A 25,668-nucleotide genomic window follows, 5' to 3' on the forward strand; every position below is an offset into this window, starting at 1 on the left:
CATGCAGGTCGCCTTATGTGAAAGCAGAGTTTCTCCTTTCAGGTCGCGGTCTTCATCGAAAGGGAATCGTGATGGCGAGGCGCCGTCAAAACTCGATCCCCTCCTGCGCCTTTACCCCCGCCGAAAAATGGTGCTTCACGCTGCCCATCTCGGTGACGAGGTCGGCGGCCTCGATCAGGGCCGGCTTGGCGTTGCGGCCGGTGACGACGACGTGGAGGTCCGGTCGGCGCGCCTGCAACTCGGCGACGACGGCGTCGAGGTCGAGATAGTCGTAGCGCAGCGCGATGTTCAGCTCGTCGAGGACGAGGAGGCGGATGCTCGCGTCCGCCATCAGGGCACGGGCCTGCTCCCAGGCGTTGCGGCAGGCGGCGATGTCGCGGGCCTTGTCCTGGGTCTCCCAGGTGAAGCCCTCGCCCAAAGCGTGCCACGCGATCCGGTCGCCGAAAGTTTTCAGCGCGCGGGCCTCGCCGGTGTCCCAGGCGCCCTTGATGAACTGCACCACGCCGACCCGGTGGCCGCGCCCGAGCATGCGCAGCACGAGGCCGAGCGCGGCGGTCGTCTTGCCCTTGCCGGGGCCGGTATGGACGATGAGCAGGCCCTTCTCGATGTTTTTGGACGCGACCTCGGCGTCCTGCACCGCCTTGCGCTTGGCCATCTTTTCGCGGTGACGGTCGTCGTCGCTCATTGTCGAGGTCATGGGCGGTGTCCCGGATTGTCTGGAGAGGGTTTCACCGTCAGCGGCAGGCCGGCGACGGTGAGGACCACGCGGTCGGCCTCGCGCGCGAGCCGCTGGTGCAGGCGCCCGGCCGCGTCGCGAAAACGGCGGGCGAGCGCGTTGTCCGGCACGATGCCGAGCCCGACCTCGTTCCCCACCAGCACCAGCGGCCCCGGCGCGGCGGCGCAGGCGCGGGCCAGGGCCTCGGTGGCCGTGTCGCAATCGGCCTCGGCGAGCAGCAGGTTGGTGACCCAGAGCGTCAGGCAATCGACCAGAATCGGCCCGGTCGAGGCCGCGACCGCCTCCGGCAGCGCCGTCGGCACGTCGAGCGTCCGCCACCCGGCGGAGCGCCGCGCCTGGTGCTCGTGGATGCGCGCGCGCATCTCGTCGTCCCAGGCCTGCGCGGTGGCCAGATACAGCCAGGGCGCTGGGCAGGCCTCGATCAGCCGCTCGGCATAGGCGCTCTTGCCCGAGCGGGCGCCGCCGAGCACCAGCGTCATCCGGTCGGGAGAGCGGGCATCCATGCGCGCCGGTTTGCACCGGGCGCGCCCGATCACGCAATGGCGCTTTGCAAGGGAGGCCCGCCCGCGTTAGAAGCGGAGAAAGGACGGTGCCCCGGCGACGGGGTGAAAAGGGAATGCGGTGAGGGGAGACCCGAAACCGCAGCTGCCCCCGCAACTGTGAGCGGCGAGTTCCTGCCGAGAGCCACCGGGACCCCTCGGGAAGGCGGCAGGCGCGAATGAGCGTTCTCATCGAACCTGTTCGATGGGGTGCTCGGCAGCCGCGAGCCAGGAGACCTGCCGTCCGGCAAGAAAGTGTCCTCGAACGCCGCCGGTGGGGCGGCCGGAGCCCGTGACCCGATGACGACCGCGACCCTTCAGACCTCCGCCATCCGCTCCGGCGAGGGCGCTCGCGCCCTGCTCGTCGCCGCCTTCCTCGGCCTCGGGCTCGTCTTCCTGGCGGGCTTCGCCCCGGCGAGCGTGCTGCACAACGCGGCGCACGACTTCCGCCACGCACAGAACTTCCCCTGCCACTGATCGCTTTCCGACACCCGAAAGCGGTTCCATGATCATCCGGTTGTTGTCGGCGGCGCTCGTCGCCGGCTTCCTCGCGTCCGTCGTCGCGACGGGCCTCCAGCTCGCCCTGACCTCGCCCTTGATCCTCCAGGCCGAGACCTTCGAGGGCGGGCATTCGCATGCCCACGCGCCCGTCTCGCTCACGCCTGCCTCGCTGATTGTGCCGGCCCACGCGCACGGCCACGGCGAGGCCGGCACGGACGGCGAAAAGTCCGACGCGTGGCAGCCGGCAGAAGGCTTCCAGCGCATGGCCTTCACCGGGCTGGCCACGCTGATCGGCGGCGTCGGCTACGCGCTGCTGCTCGCCGCGGTGATGCTGGCGTTGCGCCGCGAGCCGACCCCGCGTGGCGGCCTTGCCGTCGGCATCGCGGGCTTCCTCGCGGTGGCGCTGGCCCCGGCCATCGGCCTGCCGCCGGAACTGCCCGGCATGGGCGCCGCGCCGCTGGTCCTGCGTCAGACGTGGTGGGTGATGACGGTCGCGGCGACCGGGATCGGCCTCTACCTGATCGCCGTGCGGCGGGTGCCGATCACCATCCTCGGCGGCCTCGTCCTGATCGTCGCCCCGCATCTCGCGGGCGCGCCGCAATCGATCGACACGGTGAGTTCGCAGGTGCCGCCCGCGGTCGCCGCGCAGTTCGTGGCGCGCTCGCTCGCCATCGGCTTCGTGTTCTGGGCGCTGATCGGGCTGGCCTATGGCTGGGCCTGGGGCCTGTTCGGCCGCGAAGCCGGCAGCCGCGCGCATGCCTGAGGAAGCACCCGAGACCGTCCTCTCCGTCTGCACCACCTGCCGGGCGGCGGGCGATACCACCGAGCCGCGGGCCGGCGCCCGGCTGCTGGCCGCCCTGACGGCGGAAGCCGAGCGCGAGCCGGTGCCGGGTCTGCGGATCGAGGGGGCCGAGTGCCTCTCGGTCTGCAAGCGGCCCTGCACGGTGGCGGTGGCGTCAGTGGGACGCTGGACCTACGTCTACGGCGACTTCGACGCGCTGGAGCGCGCGGACGAATCCGCCCGCACCATCCTGGCGGGCCTGCGCCGCTATCAAGAGACCCCTGACGGGATCGTGCCCTGGCGCGAGCGCCCGGAGGCGTTCCGCAAGGGCGTCGTCGCCCGCATCCCGCCGCTGACTCCGACACGAGCGGAATCCTGACTCCATGGCCATCCTCCAAAAAATCCCCTGCACCATCGTCACCGGCTTCCTCGGGGCCGGCAAGACGACGCTGGTGCGCCACACCCTCGAACAGGCCCGCGGCCGGCGGCTCGCCGTCATCGTCAACGAGTTCGGCGATCTCGGCTTCGACGGCTCGTTCCTGGCCTCCTGCGGCGTCGAGGGCTGCGACGAGAACTCCGTGGTGGAGCTGCCCAACGGCTGCATCTGCTGCACAGTGGCCGACGACTTCGTGCCCGCGCTGACCAAGCTGCTCGACCGGCCGGAGCCGCCGGAGCACATCCTGATCGAGACCTCCGGCCTCGCGCTCCCGAAGCCCCTGGTGCAGGCGTTCCAGTGGCCGTCGATCCGCTCGCGGGTGACGGTGGACGGCGTCGTCGCCGTGGTGGACGGCCCGGCGGTCGCCTCAGGTCTCTTCGCCGACGACCCCGACGCGCTCGCCAACCAGCGCGCCGCCGACCAAGCGGTCGATCACGACAACCCGCTGGAAGAGGTGTTCGAGGACCAGATCCTCTGCGCCGACCTCGTGGTGCTCAACAAGTCCGACCTGCTCGACGCGGCGGCCCAGGACAAGGTCCGCGCCGACATCGAGGCGCATCTGCCGCGCGCCGTCGAGATCGTCGCGACCGAGCACGGCCGCCTCGACCCGCGGGTGCTGCTCGGGATCGCCGCAGCGGCCGAGGACGACCTCGACGCCCGCCCCTCGCATCACGGCGAGGGCGAGGACCACGACCACGACGACTTCGAATCGGTCGCGCTCCCCGTCGGCATCGCCGGCAGCCCGGAAGACCTCGCCGCCCGCGTCGAGAAGGCCGCGGAGACCGAGGGCGTGCTGCGCATCAAGGGTTTTGCGGAAGTGAAGGGAAAGCCCATGCGCCTCGTGGTGCAGGGTGTCGGCCGCCGCGTCGCCCACCATTACGACCGCCCGTGGGGGGCTTCCGAGCCCCGCGACGGCCGCCTCGTCGTCATCGGTCTCAAGGGCTTCGATCAGGACGCGGTCGCCGCCGCGCTGAGGGGATGATCTTTTTCGCAGGGCTGCAGGCGCGCCGGCAAGGCAGGCCCATGATGGGCCGGCAACGCCTCGCCTGCGCCTTGCTCCCCGCCTTCGTGCTGCTGGCCGGCTGCTCCGGGTCCGAGCGCAACCGCGCGGAGGGTCCTCCGCCGGCCGCACCCTTCGCCGAGGTCGCCCGGCAGGATGCCAGGGCGCAGGTGAACGGCCCCAAACTCGCCTATCGCCACGACCTCACCGTCGCGCTGGCGCCCGAGCGCGTCGCGCCCCATTTCGCGGCGGCGCGCGACCGCTGCCTCACCGATGCGGCCCTGACCTGCACGCTGCTGCAATCCTCGATCCGCGGCGGCAGCGGCACGAGCCAGCCGCAGGCGATGGTGCAGGTACGCTTAGCCCACGCCTCGGTCGCCGCCTTCGTCGCCGCCGCCACCGCGCCGTTGCCGGGGGAGAGTGCGGACGAGGTCGTGTTGCAGGATCAGGCGACCCGCGCCGAGGACCTGACCCGGGCGCTCGCCGACACCGTGCGGCGCCTCGCCCAGCTCAACGATTACCGCACCCGCCTCACGGCCCTGTCAGAGAAATCCGACAACCGCGCCGAAGACCTCATCAAGATCGCGAGCGAACTGGCGCAGGTCCAGAGCCAGATCGAGGAGGTGGACGGCGAGCGCCGCGGCCTCGACGAGCGCGTGGACACCGAGATCGTCACGGTCAATTACCGCGCCACGCGGGCGCAGGCCGGCGCCTTGGCGCCGGTGCAGGCGGTGTGGGCGCGCAGCGGCCCGATCCTCGGCGAGAGCGCGGCCTCGGCCCTGCGCTTCGCCGTTGCCAGCTTGCCCTGGCTGCCGGTCGCCCTCGTGGCTCTGCTGCTCCTGCGCTTGGTCTGGCGCTTCCGGCGCCGGCGGCGGCGCCCGGCCCGCCTGCGCATCGAGCCGTGAGGGTGCGCGCGCCATGCACCTGATCCGCATCGACACGGTTTCCCTCGACGAGGGCGAGGCGGCGATCGATCTCGGCCAGACCCCCGGCGAGATCGTTTTCTTGTCGTTCACCGATACGGATCTCGCGGCGATCGCGCGGGCCCATGCCTCGGAGCCCGCCCTGCCGTCGCTGCGGCTCGCCAAGATGGCGCAGCTGCGCCATCCGATGTCGGTCGATCTCTACGTCGAGGCCGTGATCGCGCGGGCGAAGGTCTGCGTCATCCGCTGCCTCGGCGGGCTCGATTACTGGCGCTACGGCATCGAGCGCGCGAGCGCCGCCGCCCGCGCCCACGGGGTGCGCCTCGCGGTGCTGCCCGGCGACGACAGGCCCGATTCGCGCCTCGACGCGTTCTCGACCCTGCCGCCGGAGACCTGCGCCACCCTCGACGCGTATTTCCGCGCGGGCGGGCCGGACAATCTCAAGAATCTGCTGCGCCGCCTCGCCGTGGAGGCCGGCCATGCGCTGGCGCCCGAGCCGCCGCTCGCGTTGCCGCGGGGTTTCGCGTGGTGCGCGGGCTGCGGACCGGTCCCGGTCGAGCGGGCCGTGGCGGCCGCCGGGCCGGGGCCGCTGGCGCTGCTCCTCGTCTACCGCTCCGCCGTGCTCTCGGGCGAGACCGCCCCGGCCCTCCAACTTGCCGCAGCCTTGCGCGAGCGCGGGATCGGCTGCCTGACGCTTGCCGTGTCGAGCCTCAAGGACCCGGGGGCGGTCGCCGTCCTGCGCGAAGCGCTCGCCGCCTGCCGGCCCGACATCGTGCTCGCGGCCACCGCCTTCTCGGCCCGCGACGATGCCGGCTTCGTCCTCGACGCCGCCGATTGCCCGGTGCTCCAGGCCTACACGGTCGGCGCCCCGCGCGCCGCCTGGGCCGCCTCGGGCCGCGGTATGAACGCCTCCGACCTCGCCATGCAGGTGGCGCTGCCGGAGTTCGACGGGCGGCTCTCGGGTTTCCCGGTGTCGTTCAAGGAGGAGGGAGAGGCGGTCGAGGGGTTTTCCGAGCGCCGTGCCGTGCCGGACGCGGCCGGGATCGCCGCGCTCGCCGACCGCGCCGCCGCCTGGATTTTTTTGCGCCGCACGCCGCGAGCCGAGCGGCGGCTCGCAATGGTGCTGTCCGATTATCCTGCGCGCGGGGGACGGGTTGGCTACGCGGTCGGCCTCGACACGCCGGAGAGCGCACGCGCCATCGCGGCCGATCTCGCGGCGGCGGGATTCTCGGTGGGTGACCTGCCGGAGGCCGGGGCGCTGATGACGGCCCTGACCGAGGGCGAGGCGGGTTTTTGCGTGCCGCTCGCCGAATACGCGGCGTGGTTCTCGGGGTTGCCGGAGGAACGGCAGGCGGAACTGACCGAGCGCTGGGGCGCGCCGGAGGCCGATCCGCATTGCCGCGACGGTGCATTCCGGTTCCGGATGTCGCGCGCGGCTGCCCTTGCCACCCCCTCTCCCCGCACGCGGGGAGAGGGTCGCGGCGACCTTGTCGTCGTCGCGACAAGCGGTAGCGGGGGTGAGGGGCCTTCGACGAAAGTGGCTTCCCCGCCGAGGCCCCCTCACCATCGGCTGCCGCCTCGCTTCGGCGACGACAAGGTCGCCGAAGCCCTCTCCCCGCACGCGGGGAGAGGGGATGCGCGTGACAGGTCGCGCCGAGACGGCGGCTTGGCCCTCTTCCTTCAACCCGACCGCGGCCGCGCGGCCGACCGCAAGGCCGGCTACCACGATCCCGACGAGCCGCCGACGCACGCCTATCTCGCCTTCTACCTCGGCCTGCGCAAAAATTTCGACGCGCTGATCCATCTCGGCACCCACGGCACCACCGAGTGGCTGCCGGGCAAGGCGGTCGCGCTGTCTCCGACCTGCTGGCCGGCGCTGAGCGTCGGCGCGCTGCCCGTGGTCTATCCCTTCATCGTCGACGATCCGGGCGAGGCCGCCCCCTTGAAGCGCCGCCTCGGTGGCGTCGCGCTCGGGCATCTCACCCCCACCGTCGAGGCCGCCGGGCTGACGCCGGAGGCCGCGGCGCTCCGCGAACTGGTCGAAGAATATTCGGCCGCGAGCGTCCTCGATCCGCGTCGCGCGGGCCTGATCGCCAGCGCGATCCTCGACGAGGCCGCCTCCGCCGGGTTGCTCGCGGGCGCGGGCATCGCGGCCGACACGCCGATGGCCGACGCCCTGACCGCACTCGACGCGCATCTGTGCGACCTCGGCGAGACGCCGATGCGCGACGGCCTGCACGTGTTCGGCCGCGCGGCCGAAGACGCCTCCGAAGCGGTGCGGGCCTCGGCCGAAGCCGAGCGCGCGGCGCTTGTCGCGGCGCTCGACGGCCGCTTCGTCGCGCCGGGCCCCGCCGGCTCCCCCTCGCGCGGGCGCGCCGACGTGCTACCGACGGGGCGCAACCTCACGACGCTGGATCCCCGCGCGCTGCCGACCCGCGCGGCGACGATGCTCGGCGCCAAGGCGGCCGACGCCGTGGTGCGCCGCTACCTGCAGGACGAGGGCGAGTATCCCGCCCGCATCGTCATGGATCTCTGGGCCTCGCCGACGCTGCGCACCGGCGGCGAGGACGTGGCGCACGCCCTCAGCCTGATGGGCGTCCGCCCGGTCTGGGACCACGCCTCGACCCGCGTCACCGGCTTCGAGGTGCTGCCGCTGGCCCTGCTCGACCGGCCGCGCATCGACGTGACCTGCCGCGTCTCCGGCGCGTTCCGCGACACGTTTCCCGAAACCCTGGCGCTCCTCGACCGCGCCGCCCGCGCGGTGGCCGCCCGCGAGGAGGAGGACGAGGACAATCCGCTGGCCGCCGCCCGCCGCCGGGGCGAATCCGCCGCCCGCATCTACGGCGCGGCGCCGGGCCGCTACGGCGCGGGCGCGGCCGAGCAGGCGCTCGACGGGGCCTGGGAAGCGCGGGCCGATCTCGGCGCGGCCTATCTCGCCACCACCACCCATGCCTACGGCGATGCGGAAGGCGAAGACGCGAACTTCGCCGCCCGCGTCGCGGCGGCGGACGCCTACGTCCACGCCTTCGACGTGGCCGAGCGCGACCTTCTGGACGGGGACGCCGCCGCCGACGCCATGGGCGGTTTTTTTGCCGCGGCCGCCGCCGACGGACATACGCCCGCCCTCTACAGCCTCGACGTCTCGAACCCCGAGGCGCCGCGCACCCGCACCGCCCGCGAGGACGTGGCCCGGCTGATCCGGGGCCGGCTCGGCAACCCGCGCTGGATCGCGGCGCAGCTCCGCCACGGCTATCGCGGCGCCCAGGAATTCGCCCAAGGGATCGACGCCGTGTTCGTGCTCGCCGCGGCGACCGACGCGGTCGCGAGCGCCGACCTCGACCGGCTCTACGGCGCCTGGATCGCCGATTCTGAGACCTTCGAAGCCCTGCGCGCCGCCAACCCCGAGGCGACCCGCGCCATCCTCGAACGCTTCGAGGATTTGCGCGCCCGCAACCTCTGGCACAGCCGCCGCAACGCGGCGCCGGCCGACGAACTGATGGCCGCCGAATGAGCGCCCGCCGCCCGCTGCCCGAGGGCGCCCGCCGCGGCTGGTGCCCGTCGCTCGCCCGGCCGATGCCGACCGGCGACGGCCTGCTCGCCCGCGTCCACCCGCCGCTCGGGCGCCTCACCCCCGACCAGATGCGGGCGGTGGCCGAGGGCGCGCGGACCCACGGCAACGGCCATATCGACGTGACGGCCCGCGGCAACCTCCAGATCCGCGGCGTCAGCGAGGCCAGCGCCCCGCGCCTCGCCTGCGCGCTGGCGCAAGCCGGCCTCGGCGACACCCGCGACGACGGCGGCCCGCAGCGCCTGACGCTGACTGCGCCGCTCGCCGGTCTCGAAAGTGAGAACATCGACGTGCCGGCGCTCGCCCGTGCGGTCGAGGCGGCGGGCCTCGCCGTGCCGGGGTTGCCGCCCAAGACGCTTGTGGCGGTCGACGGCGGCGGCGCCTTCGGCCTCGGGCCCGTCGAGGCCGATTTTTTCCTGTTCGCCACGGGCCGGGCCCAGGTCGCCTTCGGTCTCGCAACGGCGGACGGGCCTCTGCGCTGCGGCCTGCTGCCGGAACTCGGCGCCGCCGGGGCGCTCGGCCTCGCGCTCGCGGCCTTCGCCGGAACGGGCAAGCGCCGGATGCGCGACCTCGATCCGTCCGAGCGCGCCCTCGTCGCGGCAGCGGCCGGCTTCCATCCGCTCGCACCGACGCCGCTCGCCCCCGCGCCGTCACCCGCCGCGCCGGGGCTCTCGCCCCTGCCCGAGGGCCGCGCCGCGATTCTGGTCCAGGCGCCGTTCGGGCGCTGCACCGCGGATCGGCTGGAGCGGGTCGCGGCGCTGGCCGGGCCGGAGGGCGCGCGCCTCAGCCCGGAACGCGGCCTCGCCCTCGTTGCGCCCGCGGGCGACACCGTCGCCCTCCAGGCGGCGCTGTCCGAGGCCGGCTTCATCGTCAGCCCCGACGATCCCCGCCGCGCGGTCTTCGCCTGCCCCGGCGCGCCGGCCTGCCGCTCCGGCACCACGCCGGTGCCGGACCACGCCGCCCGGCTGGCCGAGGCGCTGGCGCCGCTCGCCGGCCTCGTGACCGCGCATGTCTCGGGCTGCCACAAGGGCTGCGCCCATCCGGGCCCCGCCGACCTGACGCTGGTGGCCCGCGAGGGCGCCTACGATGTGGTCCCTCGCGGCGAGCCCGGCGGTGAGCCGGCCACGCGTCTCGCTTTCGAGGCGGCGCTGGACCGGATAAGGAAGGCCGCCGCGGCCGGTCGCCCGGCGCTGGATTCGGTTTTTGGAAACGACCTGAGATGAGTGCCCGGCACGACTACATCCGCGACGGCGGCGCGATCTACGCCCGCTCCTTCGCGATGATCCGCGCCGAATCCGACCTCGCGCGCTGGTCGGGCGCGGCCGAGCGCGTCGTCGTGCGGATGATCCACGCCTGCGGCATGACCGACCTGCCCAAGGACGTCGAGATGTCCGAAAACTTCGCCGAGGCCGGCGAGGCGGCGCTGAAGGCCGGCGCGCCGATCCTGTGCGATGTCCGCATGGTCGCCGACGGCGTCACCCGCACGCGGCTGCCGGCCAAGAACGAAGTCGTCTGCACGCTGGGCGATCCCCGCGTGCCGGGCTTGGCGGAAAAACTCGGCACCACCCGTTCGGCCGCCGCGATGGAATTGTGGCGCGAGCATCTGCCCGGCAGCGTGGTGGCCGTCGGCAACGCGCCGACCGCCCTGTTTCGCCTGCTCGAACTCTTGGACGAGGGCGTCGCGCCGCCCGCGGCCGTCATCGGCATTCCCGTAGGCTTCGTCGGCGCGGCGGAATCCAAGGAAGCGCTGGCGCGGGACGGGCGGGTGCCCTTCGTCGTGGTCCATGGCCGCCGCGGCGGCAGCGCCATGACGGCGGCGGCGGTCAACGCGCTCGCCAACGAGGTCGAGTGATGGAGGGCAGCGTGCGCGTGGACGCCCCGGCCGACCCGGACGGCGCGGGCGAGGCCGTCGTCAGCCAAAAAACCGGCACGCTCTACGGCGTCGGCATGGGGCCGGGCGATCCCGATTACCTCACCGTCAAGGCGATGCGCGTGTTGGAGCGGGCGCCAGTGCTCGTCCATTTCTGCAAGCGGGGCAAGCGCGGCAATGCCCGCACCATCGCCGACGCGGTGATGCGCGACCCCGCCCGCGAGTTTCCGCTGGCTTATCCCTACACCACCGAGCTGCCGCCCGATCACCCGGACTACGTTGCCGCACTCGCGGGCTTCTACGACGAGGCCTCCGACCGGCTCGCCGACCATCTCGGCGCCGGCCGGGATGTCGCGATCCTGTCGGAGGGCGATCCGTTCTTCTACGGCTCGTTCATGCATCTGTGGCGGCGGCTGAAGGACCGCTTCCCCGTCGAGGTGATCCCCGGCGTCACCGGCATGTCGGGCTGCTGGACGCGCGCCGGCACGCCGATCACCTGGGGCGACGACGTGCTCACCATCCTGCCCGCGACCCTGCCGCGGGCGGCCCTCGTCGAGCGCCTGAAGGGCACGGATGCCGCCGTCATCATGAAGCTCGGCCGCCACCTGCCGAAGGTACGCGGCGTGCTCGCCGAGACCGGCTTTCTCGACCGCGCAGTCTATGTCGAGCGCGGCACCATGGCGGGCGAGCGGGTGATCCCGCTGGCGCAGAAGCCCGACGATTCCGCCCCCTATTTCTCGATGGTGCTGGTGCCCGGCGAAGGCCGCCGGCCGTGAATCGGACAGATTCCGGGGGAAGCGTCACGGTCGTCGGCCTCGGCCCCGGCGACCCGCGCCTGCTGACCGAATCCGCCCGCGCCGCGTTGGACGCCGCGCAGGACCTGATCGGCTACCACCCCTACGTCGCCCGCGTGCCCGAGCGCGACGGGCTGGTCCGCCATTCCACCGACAACCGGGTCGAGCTCGACCGCGCCCGCCACGCCCTCGAACTCGCGATGTCCGGCCGGCACGTCGCGGTGGTGTCGGGGGGCGATCCCGGCGTGTTCGCCATGGCGGCGGCTCTCTTCGAGGCCGTCGAACACGGTCCGCTTGAGTGGCGCGCCCTCGACATCCGGGTCGAGCCCGGCATCACCGCCATGCTCGCCGCCGCCGCCCGGCTCGGCGCGCCGCTCGGGGGCGATTTCTGCGCGCTCTCGCTCTCGGACAACCTCAAACCCTGGGAGGTCGTGACCGCGCGGCTGGAGGCGGTGTTTCGCGCCGGCTTCGCGGTCGCCCTCTACAACCCGATTTCGTCCGCGCGGCCGTGGCAGCTCGGGCGCGCATTGGCGCTCGCCGCCGAGATCCTGCCCGCCACCACCCCGGTCATCTTCGCCCGCGCCGTGACCCGGCCCGACGAATCGGTGCGCGTCCTGACGCTGGCGGAAGCCCGCACCGCGCCCGCCGACATGGCGACGATGATTTTGATTGGGACTTCGACGACGCGGCTGATCGAGCGGGAGGGTGGGGTGCCGTTCGTCTACACGCCGCGCAGCGTGGCCGGGGCCTGACCTTCGGCCCGTTCGATCCGTCCTGATTCCAATCAAAACCCCTCATCCAGAGGTGCGAAGCGTAGCGAAGCCCCGAAGGAGGGCCCCAGGTCGCGCTCGATCCGCTGGAACCCTCCTTCGAGGCCGCCGACGCGGCACCTCAAGGATGAGGGTGAGGGTTGGACGAACGACCACAGCCTCGGGCATATTTCCCTTCGATAGGAATTTTAGCGTTGACAGCGCGACGCTCCTGAGCTAGAGATATCCCACGCTCAAGAAGTGTGGATGGAGACCCCGCGATGTCGCGACGCTCCGAACCGCAACATGAGCCCGCGGCCGAGCCGCCTCCCAGCCCCAAGCCACGAAAGAAACCGGCTCCGACCGCCAAGCGGCTGCGGGCGCGGTTTCTGTCCCATGTGGAACGCCAGATCGACCGGTTCGATGCCGCCCTCGATGCCGAGGTGACGCCGACGGGGTTCGACTCGGCCAAGGTGCTGCGGGACCTGCGCGGGCTCAAGACCCTGCTCGACGAATTGCGGATGGAGGAGGCGACCGGTCATGGAGCGGGCGGTCCTCTCCTCGACCTCGTGGCGATCCGCGCGGACATCGCGCGCCGCTATGCGGCGTTCGAGGCTGCGGAACCGGACGACGACGTTCCTGGCCACTTTGCCACCGACGTATCTGAAGGCGCTTGAGGGCGATTGGCTCCACTGCGCCCGCAACGACCAGCTTCCCCCGCCGGGCGATTGGACCACCTGGGCGGTGATCGGCGGGCGCGGCTCCGGAAAGACCCGCACCGGTGCCGAGTGGGTGCGGGGGCTGGCGCACTGCGATCCGGTCTTCACCGACGCCGCCGTGGGGCGCATCGCGCTGATCGGCGAGACCTTTGCCGACGTGCGCGACGTGATGATCGAGGGGCCGTCCGGCCTGCTCGGCCTGCCCTCGCTCGGTCACGTGCCGCCCTCGTGGCAGCCGTCGCGGCGGCGGCTGGTGTTCGACAACGGAGCGGTGGCCCTCGCCTTCTCCGCGGAGGAACCGGATTCCCTGCGCGGGCCGCAGTTCGGGGCCGCGTGGTCCGACGAGGTCGCCAAGTGGCGTGAGGCGGAAGCCGCCTACGACATGATCCAATTCGGGCTGCGGCTGGGCCGGCGCCCCCGCGGTCTCGTCACGACGACGCCGCGGCCGGTGCCCCTGGTCCGGCGGCTCCTGTCCGATCCGCGCACGGCGGTGACGCGCTCGCGCACCGCCGACAACGCGGAGAACCTCGCGCCGGCCTTCCTGGAGGAGGTGGTCGGCCGCTATGCCGGCACAAGGCTCGGGCGGCAGGAACTCGACGGCGAGCTGATCGAGGATCGGCCGGATGCGCTCTGGACCCGCGAGGGGATCGAGCGCGCCCGCGTTGCAGCAGCGCCCGTGCTGCAACGGATCGCGGTCGCGGTCGATCCGCCGGCCTCGTCGCGGGCCGGGGCCGATGCCTGCGGGATCGTCGCGGCCGGGTTGGCGGCCGACGGCACCGCCTACGTGCTGGCCGACGCGACCCTGGAACGCGCAAGCCCCGCCGCCTGGGCGCGGGCGGCTTTGGCGCTCTATCACCGGCTGGAGGCCGACGCCCTGGTGGCGGAGGTCAACCAGGGCGGCGAGATGGTCACCGCCGTCCTGGCCGAGGCGGACGCCAACGTGCCGGTGCTGCCGGTGCGCGCCACCCGCGGAAAGATGATCCGGGCCGAGCCGGTGTCGCTGCTCTACGCGCAGGGCCGCGTCCGCCATGTCGGGCCGTTGCCCGCGCTCGAAGACGAGATGTGCGATTTCGGTGCCGGCGGCCTGTCCGGCGGAGGCTCGCCGGATCGGCTCGACGCGCTGGTCTGGGCGCTCACGCACCTGATGCTGGCGCCGACCTTCGAACCGCGAGTGCGCCGCCTGTAACCGCGGTTCTGGCCGCCATGGTTAATTTCACGTGAAACATTCGCTGCCCGGAGAAGACCCATGGCCGGCCTGATCGCACGCCTCGCCCGCTTCGCCGGCTACGCGCCGGCCCAGAAGGCGGCGCCGGTGCTGGCCCTATACGGAGAGGGGAGGGCGGTGTGGACGCCGCGGGACTACGCGGCGCTCGCCCGCGAGGGCTTTCAGCGCAACGCCGTGGTCCACCGCGCGGTGCGGCTGGTGGCGGAGGCTGCGGCCACGCTGCCGCTGACGCTGGCGGGCGCCGACGACGCGCATCCGCTCACAGCCCTGCTCGCCCGGCCGAACCCGCGCGAGGGCGGCGCCGGCTTCCTCGACCGGGTCTACGGGCACCTGCTCGTCTCAGGGAACGCCTATCTCGAAGCGGCCGCCATCGACGACGTGCCGCGCGAACTCTTCTGCCTGCGCCCCGACCGGATGCGGGTGGTGGCCGGGGGCGACGGCTGGCCGGTGGCCTACGAATACAGCGTCGGCGGGCGCGCGGTCCGCTACGAGCAGGACGGCGCGGTGCCGCCGATCCTGCACCTGACCCTGTTCAACCCGCTCGACGACCATTACGGCCTCTCGCCGATGGAAGCGGCGGCGGTGCCGCTCGACATCCACAACGCGGCCGGGGTCTGGAACAAGGCGCTGCTCGACAACGCCGCGCGCCCCTCCGGCGCCCTGGTCTTCGCGCCGTCGACGGGCGCTTCGCTCAGCGACACGCAGTTCACCCGCCTCAAGGCGGAACTGGAGACGAGCTACCAGGGCGCAGGCAATGCCGGCCGCCCGCTGCTGCTCGACGGCGGGCTCGATTGGCGCCCGCTCTCACTCTCGCCGAAGGAGATGGATTTCGTCGAGGCCAAGGCGGCGGCCGCCCGCGAGATCGCGCTGGCCTTCGGCGTGCCGCCGCTGCTGCTGGGGCTCCCCGGCGACAACACTCACGCGAACTACGCGGAAGCCAACCGCGCCTTCTACCGCCAGACGGTGATTCCGCTGGTGCGCCGCACCGCCGATTCCATCGCCCGCTGGCTGGAGCCGTCGCTGGGCCCGGTCCGGCTGGAACCCGACCTCGACGGCGTCGAGGCGCTGGCGACCGAGCGGGAATCGCTCTGGCGCCGCGTTCAGTCGGCCGATTTCCTGTCGGTGGCCGAGAAGCGCACGGCTGTCGGCTACCCGGCGGAAGTCCCGGGGTCCGGGGCCTGAGGCCCCGGCGGGATTCGGGCGGAGCCCGTACTTTCCCCTTTGTCTGAGGTCCTTCGATGGATGGCCATTTCACCGGCTACGCCAGCCTGTTCGGCGTGCCCGATCTCGGTCGCGACACGGTCGCACCCGGCGCCTTTGCCGCGAGCCTCGCCCGGCGCGGTCCGGGCGGGGTGCGGATGCTCTGGCAGCACGATCCGGCCGAGCCGATCGGCACGTGGCTCTCGCTACAGGAGGATACCCGAGGCCTTCGGGTCACGGGCCGCCTCAACCTCGCGGTCCAGCGCGCCCGCGAACTCGACGCGCTGATGCGCGAGCGGGCGCTCGACGGCCTGTCGATCGGCTTCCGCGCCGTGCGCGCGGTGCCGGAGCGCGGCGGGCGGCGGCTCGTCACCGTCGATCTGTGGGAGGTTTCGCTGGTGACCTTCCCGCTCCAGCCCGGCGCGCGGATCGCGCACGCCTCGCGTCCGCGCCTCGCCCGGCCGCTGCCACGCCTGCGCCCCTCCGGGCCCGTGCGCGCCTGCGCCTGACACCCCCTTCACCTTTGCTTCGAGAGGATGACCATGACCGAGACGCGTTTCGAGACCAAGGCCCCGGCGGGCCTGCCCGAGAACAAGGCCGTGCCGATGGGCCACGAGGCCGTGGTCGAGGAGTTCTCCCGCGCCTTCGAGGCGTTCAAGGAGACGAACGACGCCCGGCTCGCCGAGATCGAGGATCGCCTGACCGCCGACGTGGTCACCGAAGAAAAACTCGCCCGCATCGACGCGGCCCTCGACCACGCCAAGAACCGCCTCGACCGGATCAGCCTCGACCGCGCCCGGCCGCACCTCGGCGGAGCGGAGCCGGCGCGGGATGCGTCCGTCACCGAGCACAAGGCGGCGTTCGACCTTTACGTCCGGGCCGGCGAGAGCGGCGGCCTCAAGCGGCTGGAGGAGAAGGCACTCTCGGCGGGCTCCGGCCCGGACGGTGGCTATCTCGTGCCGCCAACCATCGAGCGCGAGGTGCTGCGCCGGCTGGCCGAAATCTCGCCGATCCGCTCCATCGCCACCGTGCGCGTGGTGTCGGGCGGCCAGTACAAACGGGCGGTGAGCGTCAACGGCCCCGCCTCCGGCTGGGTCGCCGAGACTGCGCCGCGGCCGCAGACCGACGCGCCGAGCCTGTCCGAGCTGAGCTTCCCGGCGATGGAACTCTACGCCATGCCGGCGGCGACCCAGACGTTGCTCGACGATGCCGTGCTCGACATCGATGCGTGGCTCGCCGAAGAGGTCGAGACGGCGTTTGCCGAGCAGGAGAGCGTCGCCTTCGTCACCGGCAACGGCGTCGCCCGTCCCAAGGGCTTCCTGACCTACGACACCGTCGCGAACGGCTCGTGGGTGCCGGGCAAGCTCGGCTTCGTCGCGACCGGGGCGGCCGGTGCCTTCCCGGCGAGCAACCCGACCGACATCCTGTTCGACCTGATCTACGCGCTGCGTGCGGGATACCGGCAAGGCGCGAACTTCGTGATGAACCGCCGGGTCCAGAGCGCGATCCGCAAGTTCAAGGATGCGGACGGCAACTACCTCTGGCAGCCGCCGCTCGCCGCCGACCGGGCCGCCACCCTGATGGGTTTCCCCGTGGTCGAGGCCGAGGCGATGCCCGACATCACCGCGGGCAGTCTCTCGATCGCCTTCGGCGATTTCCGCCGCGGCTATCTCGTGGTCGACCGGGCGGGCCTGCGGACCCTGCGCGACCCCTACTCGGCCAAGCCCTACGTGCTGTTCTACACGACGAAGCGCGTCGGCGGCGGGGTGCAGGACTTCGACGCGATCAAGCTCTTGAAGTTCAGCTGATCGCGAAACGAAGAGGGCGGACCCGCTCGCCTCGGGCCCGCCCTCTCATCGTCAAAGAGTGCTTTGCGTTCAGCGCGCCGAGCGTCGTCCCGGCCGGGCGACCCAGCGGGTCTCGCCGGTCTGGGCCGCCACGTCGGCGGGCAGGGCTTCCAGTTCGGCGGCACGGTTGGAGATCCAGCTTGAATGCTCGGCGGTCGGCGTCACGGCGGTGAAGCCGCCGCAGGCGGTGCGGGCGCGCCGGTCCTGGCGCATGGCGCCGCTCGACCAGCTCACCACGCCGACCATCTGGCCGCCGCGCAGGATCGGGCCGCCGGAATCGCCCAGGCACGCGCCCGCGCCCGCGGTCTCGGCCATCCGCCGCGCGTCGGTGACGACGGTGACGCGGTTGGCGACCTGCAGCGAGCCGATCGAGACGAGTTGCGCGGTGCGCAAGGTTCGGGCGGTGCCGCGGCGGTTCTCCGCCAGAACGCCGTAGCCGGCGATGTCGACGGAATCACCCGTGCCGATCGCGCCGCCGCGGGGATCGAGCGGGCGGTAGCCGGCGCCGACCGGGCGCTCCAGCTTCAGCATCGCCAGATCGATGCCGGGCTGCTCCTCCGGCGTGGTGCCGGGGACGAATTCGGGATGCATGGAGGCCGCGACCACGCGCAGGCGGCGCTGGCGGAAATCGGGATCGACGACGTAGACGGTGTAGCTCGCCTTGCGCATCACGCAGTGGGCGGCGGTGAGCACCAGATCCTGCCCGATCAGCGTGCCCGAGCAGATCTCGCCCTGGCTGCTCTCGACGCGCACCACCGAGGCGCGCAGGCCGGAGGGATCGCGGCTGGTATGGCCTTCGACCACGGCCTGGGCCGAGAGCGGCACCAGCCCGATCAGGGCTCCGAGCAGGCAGGCATGCAGGGGGCTCGAAGCCATCGAGATTCTCCGAAGATCCGGGCGTTCGACGCCGGACGCAACTGAAGCGTATCCGAACGCAATTCGCCGGCCAAGGTCCGGTTCCCGGGTAGATCGTACGCAGCGATCAACTTCCGCTCATGAGAGCGTCCCCTCACCATCGCGCGGATGCGCCCCAGGCGGCGAGCGTCCGGTCGATCCAGTCGCGCTGGGGGCCGAGCAGGATGGCCTGGGTGAGCCCGCCGCAGGCATCCTTGACCCAGGCGGCGACCGCCACGACGGCGCCGCCGTCGAGGACCGGGCCACCGGAATCGCCGTTGCAGCCGCCCGCTCGCGGGGCCTGCAGCCAGAGCAGGATGCGGCTTGGCCCGTAGGGCTCGACCACGGAGAGCGTCGCGCCGCGATACCGGCCGATCGAGCGCCGGTCGTTGCCCCGCGCCGCGCCGTAGCCCGCAAGCGTCAGCGCGGCGCCGGCCCGCGGCATCGCCGGGCTCAAGGCGGCCGGCTCGAAGCGGGCCGGCAGGGCCGCGCGGGTGCGCAGCAGGGCGAGGTCGATGGAGCGCGTGCGCCCGCGGATCGCGTCGCCGTCGTAGGCCGGGTGCAGCTGGCGCGAGGCGACCTCCGCCAGCACGGGCTGCCCCGCCTCGTCGCGATAATGGACGCGGTTCTGCGCGATCCCCGCCACGCAGTGGCCGGCGGTCAGAACGGCGTCGGGGGCGACGACGATGCCGGTGCAGACCCCGCCGCCCGCGGTCAGCACCATCACGGCGGAGCGCCCGCCGGGCAGATCCCCGCCCTCGCTGCCGCCGACGATGGCCGCGGCCGGCGAGGCGAGGAAGGCGAGGGCCGCGAGCGCGCACCGGGTGCCCCTCGGTGGGGCGCGGCGGATGGGCGGGTGCGGCGCGGTCATCGGATCAGAAACTTGGCTTCAGGGAGAGCGGCATGACCCCGATACGCGTGGCGGACCTCGGCGTCGAGCCGGTCACCCTGGCCGAGATGCGCGCCGTCCTGCGCCTCGGCTCCGACGAGACCGCCGAGGACGCGCTCGTGCTCGCCCTGATCGCGAGCGCCCGCGCCGCGGTCGAGGCGTCCTCCCGCCGCCTGCTGCGGCCCGCCCGCTTCCGGGTGCTGCTGCTCGGCTGGCCCGCCGACGGCCTGGTGCCGCTGCCGCTGAGTCCGCTGGTGGCGGTCGAGCGGGTTGGGTTGATCGAATCGAACGGTGCCGTGACACCGATCGCCGCGCCGGTCGCTCTCGGTCCCGATCCCTGGGACGCGCCCTGGCTGACGATCGGACGCGACCGGCCCGCTCTGGAGGGCCGCACCATCCTCGTCGAGGTGATCGCCGGCTGCGGCGGCGATGGCCCGCCGGTGCCTGAGCCCCTGGCGCAGGCGGTGCGCCTGACGGTCGCCGACGGGTTCGAGAACCGCGGCGACACCCCCGAGGCCGGCCCACCCCGCGCCCTTCCGTCCACCGCCGCCGGCCTCTGCGCCGCCTGCCGACGGATGCGGCTGTAGTGGTCGCAAACCATTCCGGACAACGGGAGCTCTCCCTCTCGACGGGCTCTCGATCAGTATTGTGCATAATTCAATACTTTATTCATTGCGTATTTCAGTGAAGCATATTGCGCTTCCCGAAAAACAATCGACATCGAAAATATATATCAGATGTGAGGTCAAAAATGAGTGGTAGTCAACAGCCGGGCGGCTTGCGCGTCCTATCGCAGGGCGATCCGGCCATGCCGAATCGTGCCGCCGTCGACAACTATACCGGTCCGAGGGGCGAGCCGCTCTTCGATGGCGATTCTCTACGGTTGCACAACGGTGTCACCAAGGGCGGCATCCAGCTCCTGACGTCCGCGCTCCTCGGCTCTGCGGCGATCCTGCCCGACGGCGCCACCGTGACCTCCGAGGTTTCAGACCTGTTCGGCCGCACGCTGACGGTGCTCGATCGTGGCGCTCGACGGAACGCAACCGTCAACGCGAAAACGGGCGCGGTCGGCAGCACTGACGGGTTCGACAACTCGGCCGTGTTCAATGCCGTCGCGCAACACTGTCTCGACAACGACATCGTGATGGTGGTTCCGCCGGGGGATTATTTCTGTCGGGCGGGAATCACGATCCGATGCGCCTACATGGGCGCTGGCGCTCGACTAGTGTTCCCGAACAACCAGTCGCCTGCCAATAAGGTGACGATCGATATTTTGCCGGGCGACGAAACCTCAATCCATATCGACGAGGTCAAGCAATGGACGGGCTGGACCCGCCGCTCCCGCACGCTCGGCAACCTCGGCGTCGGCTATCCGAAAAAGGATGCCTCGGGCAATATCGTCAAGGATAGCTTAGGCGAACCTGAGATGGTGCCCGGACACGGAAGCCGTAAGGGGCAGTACATCACGGTCGATACTACAGAACAACAGATCATGCCGCGTGTTAGAGAAACCGGCAACACCTCTCTTCAGTTCGGCGAAGGCTTTTATGTCGCCACGGATGCAGGTGGCCTCGCGCACATGCTCTCGGGCAATGCCACTAATGCGAGCTGGACGAGCGCGTCGGCCCTCGCCAAAACGGTTCGCGAGCGCATCACAATCGAGGGTCTGCAAGTCGTCATCGGCGACGACGGGGCCACTACGACTGGCGGGTCGGCTATCGTGAACAAGCGCCCGAACACCACGTTCAGGAACTGCGAAATCAACGTCATTTCGACGAGGGAAATCGAGCAAGGTTTTTCTGACGAAAGAACTTGTTTCGTCACGCACGAAGATGGGCGTGTGACAGGTATTAAGGTTTTCGATACGAACTACGGGTGGAATGCGAATTTATGCGCCGGTATGGTCTATAGAAAGCCCCATGCCACGCACGTCCGGCGTGGTATCGACGCGCATCGTTCGAAGCATATCGATATCGAAAGCCCTCATCTGCCGGACGGGTGGGGCGCTCACTATGCATGGTGGATGGGCTCACGCGGCGGCCTCGTCGGTGCCTCGACCTCGTCCAACCCGCAGGCCCTCAATCTCGCTGGCGGCGGGTTCTCGTGTGTCGACGCGGATATGCCGATCACGGCCGCCGCGAGTTCAGTGGTGCGCGGTCGCGCCGACATGATGGAAATGGGCGACAGCGTCGTTCTTCGTGGCAACCGTATCGTGCTCGACAACGACGGTGACGCTTTCCGTCTGTTCGATCTCCAGGGGTCGACCAGAGGACCGGATAACGGGCGCACGGTCGAGTTTCCGCGCCTCGTGAGCTTCACCGACAATACCGTGACGATCCATGGCGCGGACAAGGTTGTCAGCGTCGTCTTCTGGGGTTACTCGCACAACGCGACGACGTACCCCAAAGGCAATGAAACGAACTCGCACTGGCATTTCGCCGGCAATAAATGGATATTCAGGGACGGGAATCACCTTGATGGTGGCTTCCCTCGTCTTCAAGTCAAATACAACAAGAACGCGACGGCGTTCGGGGATGGCGTGAGTGCTTACTTCGCCGATTTCCCATCGCTGTTCGTGCAAACACTGCACAATACGGGCGGCCATAACAAGGCGGCCCGGTTCTCCGCGGTCATCGAGCGAATCGAGGACTTGGCGTCGATTCGCTACAGCCGCGGTGCGGCGCGGGAGATCGTCGCCGATGCGCCCCGTGTCGACATGGCAGAGAACCCCTACAGCACGAGCCTAGCGTTGCTCGGAGGCGAGTATTTCGCGCCGCGGATTACGTCCCGCCTCGGAATCACGCCCTCTCGTTTCGAGGTCAACCTCGACGGCGGAACCCCGCTCGTCGTGTCCGACGTGGCGAACGTGGTCAACCGGGTGCAACTCACCGGCGGCGTCGCGGGCGCGGGCCCGAAGTTCCAGGCGACGGGGTCCGACTCCAACATTCCGATGGAGTTCGGCACCCGCGGCTCGGGCGCGCACCTGTTCCACACGTCGTTCACGACGCGGCAGTTCGCGATCCTCCACACGAGCGGGGCGGTCAACTACCCGACCGTGTCCGGCGGCGCGGAGGGCGCTGAGTGTACGCTGGGCGTCACCGGAACCGGCACGACCGGCCACCTCGCGCTCACGGCGCGCGGGCCGGCCTCGTCGATCCGGTCCAACCGGCCGCACATGCTGTTTCCCTGCACCTTCAGCACGGTCCCGAGCGCCTCGACGTTCGCGGGCTGTTCGGTCCGCATCGTCGATCGCCAGCATCGCACGGCCGTCTCGGACGGTGGCACGTGGCGCTGGAACGACGGCAACGCGATCAACTGAGTCTTGCCCGCCCGGCGCTCCCGCCGGGCGGGCTTCTCACCGCGCGTGCAGCCGGCAACCGTTCCTCAGAACAAGCGAGATGGCTATGAAAAGCAAAACCGTTCCCTACGAACTGCTCGTGCGCTGGAATGCGGACGGCATCCTCGTCGGCGCGTCCTTCGCCACCCGCACGGTCTACTCGGACGCGAACGAGATCCTCTTCGATAAGATCGCCGATCCAGTCCCCGTCGGCCTCGACGCGGACGCCGACCGTTCGGTGGCGGACGTGCTCACGCCTGAAAACCTCGACGTGATCCGTTCGGTCAACCTGATCGCCGGCGAGCGGGACCAGCTGGCCCGGATGCTGTCGTCGGTCTCTGCGGAACTGGATGCCCTGCGCCGTCAGGCATTTCCCATGCGTGGGGCGCCGATCGCTCTCGACCCCCGATAGGCGGACGATGCCGTGTCGTCGGCTCGAAGCGGTGCTGCGCAATGCACCGACCGCCCGATTCCCGCTCCGCGTCACCGGAGGCGCGGACATCCGCGTCCCTATGGAGCCTCCGCAATGGGCCGACTCACGACAACCCACGTGCCTCTCGGCGCGCGGCGGCGGCGCCTCGTGCTCGAACGGCCGGTGGACGAGCCCGACGGGTTCGGCGGGCGCTTACGCCGCTACGTCGCCGGGCCGGTCCTGTGGGGCGCCCTGGAACCGCTGGGCGCGTCCGCGGGGAGCAATGGGCGCTACCGGGTCCGCCTGCGCTACCGGCCGGGCGTCGCCCCAGCCATGCGGCTCGCCGACGGGGCGCGCCGCTTTTCCATCCGCTCCGCCGACGACCCCGACGGGGCCCGCCGCGCCCTCGTCTGCGAGGTCGAGGAAGTGATCGAGGATTCCTCCGCATGAGCGCCGCCCTGAGCCCATTGCTGGCCCTGCGCGCCGGCATCCTCGCGCGCTTGGGCGGCGACGCCGCGCTGGCCGCGCTGATGGGCGGCGTGGTGCGGCTCTACGACGAGCCGCCGCGCGGCGCGGCGCCGGTCTACGCCCTGTTCGGCGACGGCGAAGTCCGCGACGATTCCGTTCAAGGCGCGCGGCGCTACCGCCACGCTCTGGCGCTCCACGTGATCGCCAAGCCCGGCTCGACCCGCACCGCGCTGGACGCCGCCGAGCGCATCGCCGCCCTCCTCGACGACGCGGCGCTGAGCCTGACCGGCCACGCCCTCGTCCTCCTGCGCCTCGGCACGCTCACTGCGGCCCGCGACGAGCGCACCGGCGAGGCCCGCGCCACGCTCCGCTTCGAGGCCGTGACCGAAGTGATGGCCGCGGCCTGACCCCGAAACAACCCAGACCGAACCGGAGCCGACCATGAGCGCACAGAAGGGCAAGGATTTGCTGATCCGGGTCAGCGACGGGCAGAACGGCTTCATCGCCGTCGCCGGCCTGCGCGCCCGCCAGATCGCCTTCAACGCCGAGGCCGTGGACGTCACCAACGCCGATTCCGCCGGGCGCTGGCGCGAGCTGCTGGACGGGGCGGGCGTGCGCCGCGCCGCGATCAGTGGGGCCGGCGTGTTCCGCGACGAGGCCTCCGACGCGCGGCTGCGGCAGATGTTCTTCGACGGCACGATCGGGCGCTTCCAGATCGTGGTGCCGGCCTTCGGCACCATCGAGGGCCTGTTTCAGATCTCCAGCCTCGAATACCGCGGCGACCATGCGGGCGAGGTGACCTACGACATGGCCCTCGATTCCGCCGGGGCCCTCGGCTTCACGGCGGGCTGAGACGATGGCGAATCGCAGACGCGGCGAGGTGCCGCTGATCCTGGGCGCCGAGCGCTACACCCTTTGCCTGACCCTCGGTGCGCTGGCCGAACTGGAGGACGCCTTCGCGGCCGGCGACCTCGCCGGGCTCGCCGAGCGGTTCGAGGGAGGGCGCCTGAGCGCCCGCGACCTCATCGTGCTGCTCGGCGCGGCTCTGCGCGGCGGCGGCCACGCCTTCGACGATGCGGCGGTGGCGGCCCTGCCGTTGGCGGGCGGCTTGCCCGCCGTGACCGCGGCGCTCGGCGAGGCGCTCGCCGCCGCCTTCGGCGAGGTCACGTCAGCAAACCCTTGAGCCCCACGGGCGGGACGGCGCCGGAGGCGCAGGCCTCCGCCTTCCCGTGGGACGCCGCGATGGCGCTCGGCCTGTCCGTACTGCGCTGGTGCCCGCGCGACTTCTGGGCCGCCACGCCCCGCGAGATCGCCGCCGCGGCGGGGCTCGGGTCCCGGCACTCCGGCGACGCCCTCGGCCGGGCCGACTTCGAGCGCCTCGTCGCCGCCCACCCCGATCCGGAGACCGCCCGATGAGCGAGACCGACCGCAGCACCGCCGAGCGCGCCAGGCAGCTCGAAACCCTCGACCGGCTCGCCCAGAAGTTCGGGCAGAGCCTGTCGGCGGCGTTCAATCAGAACCTCAATGCCGGGCGCCAGCTCGACGGCCTGCTCGGCACGCTGGCGACCAAGCTCGCGGGCGTGGCGGCGAAAGCCGCGCTCGATCCGCTGAAGGCCGGCGTGAAGGGGCTGGTCGAGACGCTGCTGAGTTCGACCGCCGGCTCGTCGAGCGGCCCCACGGCCTTCGCACGCGGCGGCGTGCTCGACGGGCTTGGACCGGGCGGTCCCCGTGTGCGGCCGTTCGCGGGCGGAGGGATCGTCGCCGCCCCGACCTATTTCCCGATGGGCGGCGATCTCGGCCTGATGGGCGAGGCCGGGCCGGAGGCGATCCTGCCGCTGAGGCGCGGCAGCGACGGGCGGCTGGGCGTCGCCGCGGGCGGGCCTGAGCGCCCGGTCGCCGTCACCGTCAACATCGCCACCCCCGACATCGAGGGTTTTCGCCGCTCCGAGGCCCAGGTCGCCGCCCGCCTCGCCCGCGCGGTCGCCCGCGGCCGCCGCGCACTTTGATCCTGATGCGGTCCGCCCAAGCGGAGGTCGGCCGCACCGCGCCCGGCGGACGACCGCCGCCCTGCCGTCGCAGGGGCCACCTCGCGGGGGTCGCGAGGCTGGTCCGATCCGCCGTGAGAGGGATTGTCCGCATGCCGTCCGACTTCCACGAGGTGCGCTTCCCCCTCGACGTGGCCCTGCGCGGCAGCGGCGGGCCGGTGCGGCGCACCGAGATCGTCACGCTGGCCTCCGGCCGCGAGCACCGCAACAGCCGCTGGGCGGATTCGCGCCGCCGCTACGATGCGGGCCTCGGCATCCGCACCCTCGACGCGCTGCATGCCGTGCTGGCCTTCTTCGAGGAACGGCGCGGGCGCCTCTACGGCTTCCGCTACCGCGACCGGGTCGATCACCGCTCCGGTCCGCCCTCAACGGCGATCACCCCGACCGACCAGCGCATCGGCATCGGCGACGGCACCACCCGGGTCTTCGCGCTCGCCAAGACCTACGGCGACGGCCCGGCGCCCTACCGCCGCATCATCGCCAAGCCGGTGGCCGGCTCGGTGCGGATCGCGCTCGGCGGCGTCGAGGTGGCGGCAGCGCAGGCTGCCTGTGATGCCGCGACCGGCCTCGTCACCTTCGCCGCGCCGCCGCCGGTCGGCGCGTCCGTCACCGCCGGCTTCGAGTTCGACGTGCCGGTCCGCTTCGACACCGACGAGCTGTCCATCGATCTGGCCGCCTTCACCGCGGGCGAGGTGCCGCGGGTGCCGCTGGTCGAGATCGTACCGTGAGGCCACA

The 25,668-nt window shown here is 71.8% G+C and carries 29 protein-coding genes and 1 riboswitch; of the genes, 25 read left to right on the plus strand and 4 right to left on the minus strand.

Annotated features, from left to right (window positions below):
* Positions 1–85 precede the first annotated feature (85 nt).
* Entirely contained in the window at positions 86–685 is a 600-nt protein-coding gene (gene cobO / locus HNR00_RS03395) for a cob(I)yrinic acid a,c-diamide adenosyltransferase (protein WP_183564898.1), read from the minus strand.
* Positions 686–693: 8 nt separating this feature from the next.
* Entirely contained in the window at positions 694–1,215 is a 522-nt protein-coding gene (gene cobU / locus HNR00_RS03400; RefSeq protein WP_183565470.1) for a bifunctional adenosylcobinamide kinase/adenosylcobinamide-phosphate guanylyltransferase, read from the minus strand.
* A gap of 91 nt (positions 1,216–1,306) precedes the next feature.
* Positions 1,307–1,534: riboswitch (cobalamin riboswitch) on the plus strand.
* 41 nt (positions 1,535–1,575) lie between these two features.
* Here cobU and HNR00_RS03405 point away from each other — a divergent pair.
* From HNR00_RS03405 to HNR00_RS03475, 15 genes are all read left to right on the plus strand, one after another.
* On the plus strand, positions 1,576–1,752 hold the full coding sequence (locus HNR00_RS03405; protein WP_183564901.1) for a CbtB domain-containing protein: 177 nt from the start codon (positions 1,576–1,578) through the stop codon (positions 1,750–1,752).
* A 28-nt stretch (positions 1,753–1,780) separates the two neighbouring features.
* Positions 1,781–2,539: a CbtA family protein gene (locus HNR00_RS03410; protein ID WP_183564903.1), complete on the plus strand. Its 759-nt coding sequence runs from the start codon at positions 1,781–1,783 to the stop codon at positions 2,537–2,539.
* A complete protein-coding gene (locus tag HNR00_RS03415; RefSeq protein WP_183564906.1) occupies positions 2,532–2,936 on the plus strand; it encodes a DUF1636 family protein in 405 nt (134 codons plus the stop codon). The genes HNR00_RS03410 and HNR00_RS03415 overlap by 8 nt, the downstream gene beginning before the upstream one ends.
* Before the next feature lie 4 nt (positions 2,937–2,940).
* Positions 2,941–3,975 carry a cobalamin biosynthesis protein CobW gene (cobW, locus tag HNR00_RS03420; protein ID WP_183564909.1) on the plus strand — a complete coding sequence of 345 codons (1,035 nt, stop codon included), beginning with the start codon at positions 2,941–2,943 and terminating at the stop codon, positions 3,973–3,975.
* 41 nt (positions 3,976–4,016) lie between these two features.
* Positions 4,017–4,898: a DUF4349 domain-containing protein gene (locus HNR00_RS03425; protein WP_183564912.1), complete on the plus strand. Its 882-nt coding sequence runs from the start codon at positions 4,017–4,019 to the stop codon at positions 4,896–4,898.
* 13 nt (positions 4,899–4,911) lie between these two features.
* Entirely contained in the window at positions 4,912–8,427 is a 3,516-nt protein-coding gene (gene cobN, locus HNR00_RS03430) for a cobaltochelatase subunit CobN (RefSeq protein ID WP_183564915.1), read from the plus strand.
* The gene (cobG, locus tag HNR00_RS03435; RefSeq protein ID WP_183564918.1) at positions 8,424–9,707 is read left to right on the plus strand and encodes a precorrin-3B synthase; all 1,284 of its coding nucleotides are present in this window, start codon (positions 8,424–8,426) and stop codon (positions 9,705–9,707) included. Before cobN ends, cobG begins: the two co-directional genes overlap by 4 nt.
* Positions 9,704–10,336, plus strand: coding sequence for a precorrin-8X methylmutase (locus HNR00_RS03440; protein ID WP_183564921.1), 633 nt, complete (start codon positions 9,704–9,706; stop codon positions 10,334–10,336). The genes cobG and HNR00_RS03440 overlap by 4 nt, the downstream gene beginning before the upstream one ends.
* The gene (locus tag HNR00_RS03445) at positions 10,336–11,130 is read left to right on the plus strand and encodes a precorrin-2 C(20)-methyltransferase (RefSeq protein WP_183564924.1); all 795 of its coding nucleotides are present in this window, start codon (positions 10,336–10,338) and stop codon (positions 11,128–11,130) included. The genes HNR00_RS03440 and HNR00_RS03445 overlap by 1 nt, the downstream gene beginning before the upstream one ends.
* A complete protein-coding gene (cobJ, locus tag HNR00_RS03450) occupies positions 11,127–11,900 on the plus strand; it encodes a precorrin-3B C(17)-methyltransferase (protein WP_183564927.1) in 774 nt (257 codons plus the stop codon). Before HNR00_RS03445 ends, cobJ begins: the two co-directional genes overlap by 4 nt.
* A gap of 278 nt (positions 11,901–12,178) precedes the next feature.
* Positions 12,179–12,574 (plus strand): hypothetical protein, encoded by a 396-nt coding sequence (locus HNR00_RS03455; RefSeq protein WP_183564930.1) that lies wholly within the window; start codon positions 12,179–12,181, stop codon positions 12,572–12,574.
* Positions 12,498–13,802: a DNA-packaging protein gene (locus tag HNR00_RS03460; protein ID WP_183564933.1), complete on the plus strand. Its 1,305-nt coding sequence runs from the start codon at positions 12,498–12,500 to the stop codon at positions 13,800–13,802. Before HNR00_RS03455 ends, HNR00_RS03460 begins: the two co-directional genes overlap by 77 nt.
* Before the next feature lie 60 nt (positions 13,803–13,862).
* Positions 13,863–15,023 carry a phage portal protein gene (locus HNR00_RS03465; RefSeq protein ID WP_183564936.1) on the plus strand — a complete coding sequence of 387 codons (1,161 nt, stop codon included), beginning with the start codon at positions 13,863–13,865 and terminating at the stop codon, positions 15,021–15,023.
* Positions 15,024–15,079: 56 nt separating this feature from the next.
* Positions 15,080–15,550 (plus strand): HK97 family phage prohead protease, encoded by a 471-nt coding sequence (locus HNR00_RS03470; RefSeq protein ID WP_183564939.1) that lies wholly within the window; start codon positions 15,080–15,082, stop codon positions 15,548–15,550.
* Between the two features lie 33 nt (positions 15,551–15,583).
* Positions 15,584–16,849: a phage major capsid protein gene (locus tag HNR00_RS03475; protein WP_183564942.1), complete on the plus strand. Its 1,266-nt coding sequence runs from the start codon at positions 15,584–15,586 to the stop codon at positions 16,847–16,849.
* Positions 16,850–16,918: 69 nt separating this feature from the next.
* On the opposite strand, the gene HNR00_RS03480 is transcribed toward HNR00_RS03475, so the two are convergent.
* The gene (locus tag HNR00_RS03480) at positions 16,919–17,764 is read right to left on the minus strand and encodes a S1 family peptidase (protein ID WP_183564945.1); all 846 of its coding nucleotides are present in this window, start codon (positions 17,762–17,764) and stop codon (positions 16,919–16,921) included.
* Positions 17,765–17,897: 133 nt separating this feature from the next.
* Complete coding sequence (locus tag HNR00_RS03485) at positions 17,898–18,653, minus strand: trypsin-like serine protease (protein WP_183564948.1); 756 nt, start codon at positions 18,651–18,653, stop codon at positions 17,898–17,900.
* A 32-nt stretch (positions 18,654–18,685) separates the two neighbouring features.
* Here HNR00_RS03485 and HNR00_RS03490 point away from each other — a divergent pair, with 32 nt between their 5' ends.
* The 10 genes from HNR00_RS03490 to HNR00_RS03535 all read left to right on the plus strand — a co-directional run bounded on the left by HNR00_RS03490 (position 18,686) and on the right by HNR00_RS03535 (position 25,661).
* Positions 18,686–19,258: a head-tail connector protein gene (locus HNR00_RS03490; protein WP_183564951.1), complete on the plus strand. Its 573-nt coding sequence runs from the start codon at positions 18,686–18,688 to the stop codon at positions 19,256–19,258.
* A gap of 164 nt (positions 19,259–19,422) precedes the next feature.
* Positions 19,423–21,990: a hypothetical protein gene (locus HNR00_RS03495; protein WP_183564954.1), complete on the plus strand. Its 2,568-nt coding sequence runs from the start codon at positions 19,423–19,425 to the stop codon at positions 21,988–21,990.
* Between the two features lie 85 nt (positions 21,991–22,075).
* Positions 22,076–22,420, plus strand: a complete 345-nt coding sequence (locus tag HNR00_RS03500) for a hypothetical protein (protein ID WP_183564957.1) — start codon at positions 22,076–22,078, stop codon at positions 22,418–22,420.
* Between the two features lie 114 nt (positions 22,421–22,534).
* Entirely contained in the window at positions 22,535–22,870 is a 336-nt protein-coding gene (locus HNR00_RS03505) for a head-tail adaptor protein (protein ID WP_183564960.1), read from the plus strand.
* Positions 22,867–23,295, plus strand: coding sequence for a DUF3168 domain-containing protein (locus tag HNR00_RS03510; protein WP_183564963.1), 429 nt, complete (start codon positions 22,867–22,869; stop codon positions 23,293–23,295). Before HNR00_RS03505 ends, HNR00_RS03510 begins: the two co-directional genes overlap by 4 nt.
* Positions 23,296–23,329: 34 nt before the next feature.
* The gene (locus HNR00_RS03515) at positions 23,330–23,740 is read left to right on the plus strand and encodes a phage major tail protein, TP901-1 family (protein WP_183564966.1); all 411 of its coding nucleotides are present in this window, start codon (positions 23,330–23,332) and stop codon (positions 23,738–23,740) included.
* A 4-nt stretch (positions 23,741–23,744) separates the two neighbouring features.
* Positions 23,745–24,071 (plus strand): gene transfer agent family protein, encoded by a 327-nt coding sequence (locus HNR00_RS03520; protein WP_183564969.1) that lies wholly within the window; start codon positions 23,745–23,747, stop codon positions 24,069–24,071.
* Positions 24,068–24,304: a phage tail assembly chaperone gene (locus HNR00_RS03525; protein WP_183564973.1), complete on the plus strand. Its 237-nt coding sequence runs from the start codon at positions 24,068–24,070 to the stop codon at positions 24,302–24,304. The genes HNR00_RS03520 and HNR00_RS03525 overlap by 4 nt, the downstream gene beginning before the upstream one ends.
* Positions 24,301–24,894: a phage tail tape measure protein gene (locus HNR00_RS03530; RefSeq protein WP_183564976.1), complete on the plus strand. Its 594-nt coding sequence runs from the start codon at positions 24,301–24,303 to the stop codon at positions 24,892–24,894. The genes HNR00_RS03525 and HNR00_RS03530 overlap by 4 nt, the downstream gene beginning before the upstream one ends.
* Before the next feature lie 131 nt (positions 24,895–25,025).
* Complete coding sequence (locus HNR00_RS03535) at positions 25,026–25,661, plus strand: DUF2460 domain-containing protein (protein ID WP_183564979.1); 636 nt, start codon at positions 25,026–25,028, stop codon at positions 25,659–25,661.
* Positions 25,662–25,668: the final 7 nt, after the last annotated feature.

It is taken from the genome of Methylorubrum rhodinum (genome assembly GCF_014199935.1).
Classification (GTDB): Bacteria; Pseudomonadota; Alphaproteobacteria; order Rhizobiales; family Beijerinckiaceae; genus Methylobacterium; species Methylobacterium rhodinum.

Bases quoted from the DNA above. Each gene is read 5' to 3' on its own strand.
- HNR00_RS03415 (WP_183564906.1), top strand. From the start codon at position 2,532: ATGCCTGAGGAAGCACCCGAGACCGTCCTCTCCGTCTGCACCACCTGC.
- HNR00_RS03445 (WP_183564924.1), top strand. From the start codon at position 10,336: ATGGAGGGCAGCGTGCGCGTGGACGCCCCGGCCGACCCGGACGGCGCG.
- HNR00_RS03475 (WP_183564942.1), top strand. From the start codon at position 15,584: ATGACCGAGACGCGTTTCGAGACCAAGGCCCCGGCGGGCCTGCCCGAG.
- HNR00_RS03440 (WP_183564921.1), top strand. From the start codon at position 9,704: ATGAGTGCCCGGCACGACTACATCCGCGACGGCGGCGCGATCTACGCC.
- cobO (WP_183564898.1), bottom strand. From the start codon at position 685: ATGAGCGACGACGACCGTCACCGCGAAAAGATGGCCAAGCGCAAGGCG.
- HNR00_RS03505 (WP_183564960.1), top strand. From the start codon at position 22,535: ATGGGCCGACTCACGACAACCCACGTGCCTCTCGGCGCGCGGCGGCGG.
- cobN (WP_183564915.1), top strand. From the start codon at position 4,912: ATGCACCTGATCCGCATCGACACGGTTTCCCTCGACGAGGGCGAGGCG.
- HNR00_RS03425 (WP_183564912.1), top strand. From the start codon at position 4,017: ATGATGGGCCGGCAACGCCTCGCCTGCGCCTTGCTCCCCGCCTTCGTG.
- cobG (WP_183564918.1), top strand. From the start codon at position 8,424: ATGAGCGCCCGCCGCCCGCTGCCCGAGGGCGCCCGCCGCGGCTGGTGC.
- HNR00_RS03535 (WP_183564979.1), top strand. From the start codon at position 25,026: ATGCCGTCCGACTTCCACGAGGTGCGCTTCCCCCTCGACGTGGCCCTG.
- HNR00_RS03410 (WP_183564903.1), top strand. From the start codon at position 1,781: ATGATCATCCGGTTGTTGTCGGCGGCGCTCGTCGCCGGCTTCCTCGCG.
- HNR00_RS03405 (WP_183564901.1), top strand. From the start codon at position 1,576: ATGACGACCGCGACCCTTCAGACCTCCGCCATCCGCTCCGGCGAGGGC.
- cobU (WP_183565470.1), bottom strand. From the start codon at position 1,215: ATGACGCTGGTGCTCGGCGGCGCCCGCTCGGGCAAGAGCGCCTATGCC.
- HNR00_RS03470 (WP_183564939.1), top strand. From the start codon at position 15,080: ATGGATGGCCATTTCACCGGCTACGCCAGCCTGTTCGGCGTGCCCGAT.
- HNR00_RS03530 (WP_183564976.1), top strand. From the start codon at position 24,301: ATGAGCGAGACCGACCGCAGCACCGCCGAGCGCGCCAGGCAGCTCGAA.
- HNR00_RS03460 (WP_183564933.1), top strand. From the start codon at position 12,498: ATGCGGCGTTCGAGGCTGCGGAACCGGACGACGACGTTCCTGGCCACT.
- HNR00_RS03465 (WP_183564936.1), top strand. From the start codon at position 13,863: ATGGCCGGCCTGATCGCACGCCTCGCCCGCTTCGCCGGCTACGCGCCG.
- HNR00_RS03480 (WP_183564945.1), bottom strand. From the start codon at position 17,764: ATGGCTTCGAGCCCCCTGCATGCCTGCCTGCTCGGAGCCCTGATCGGG.
- HNR00_RS03455 (WP_183564930.1), top strand. From the start codon at position 12,179: ATGTCGCGACGCTCCGAACCGCAACATGAGCCCGCGGCCGAGCCGCCT.
- HNR00_RS03510 (WP_183564963.1), top strand. From the start codon at position 22,867: ATGAGCGCCGCCCTGAGCCCATTGCTGGCCCTGCGCGCCGGCATCCTC.
- HNR00_RS03490 (WP_183564951.1), top strand. From the start codon at position 18,686: ATGACCCCGATACGCGTGGCGGACCTCGGCGTCGAGCCGGTCACCCTG.
- cobW (WP_183564909.1), top strand. From the start codon at position 2,941: ATGGCCATCCTCCAAAAAATCCCCTGCACCATCGTCACCGGCTTCCTC.
- HNR00_RS03500 (WP_183564957.1), top strand. From the start codon at position 22,076: ATGAAAAGCAAAACCGTTCCCTACGAACTGCTCGTGCGCTGGAATGCG.
- HNR00_RS03485 (WP_183564948.1), bottom strand. From the start codon at position 18,653: ATGACCGCGCCGCACCCGCCCATCCGCCGCGCCCCACCGAGGGGCACC.
- HNR00_RS03520 (WP_183564969.1), top strand. From the start codon at position 23,745: ATGGCGAATCGCAGACGCGGCGAGGTGCCGCTGATCCTGGGCGCCGAG.
- HNR00_RS03515 (WP_183564966.1), top strand. From the start codon at position 23,330: ATGAGCGCACAGAAGGGCAAGGATTTGCTGATCCGGGTCAGCGACGGG.
- HNR00_RS03495 (WP_183564954.1), top strand. From the start codon at position 19,423: ATGAGTGGTAGTCAACAGCCGGGCGGCTTGCGCGTCCTATCGCAGGGC.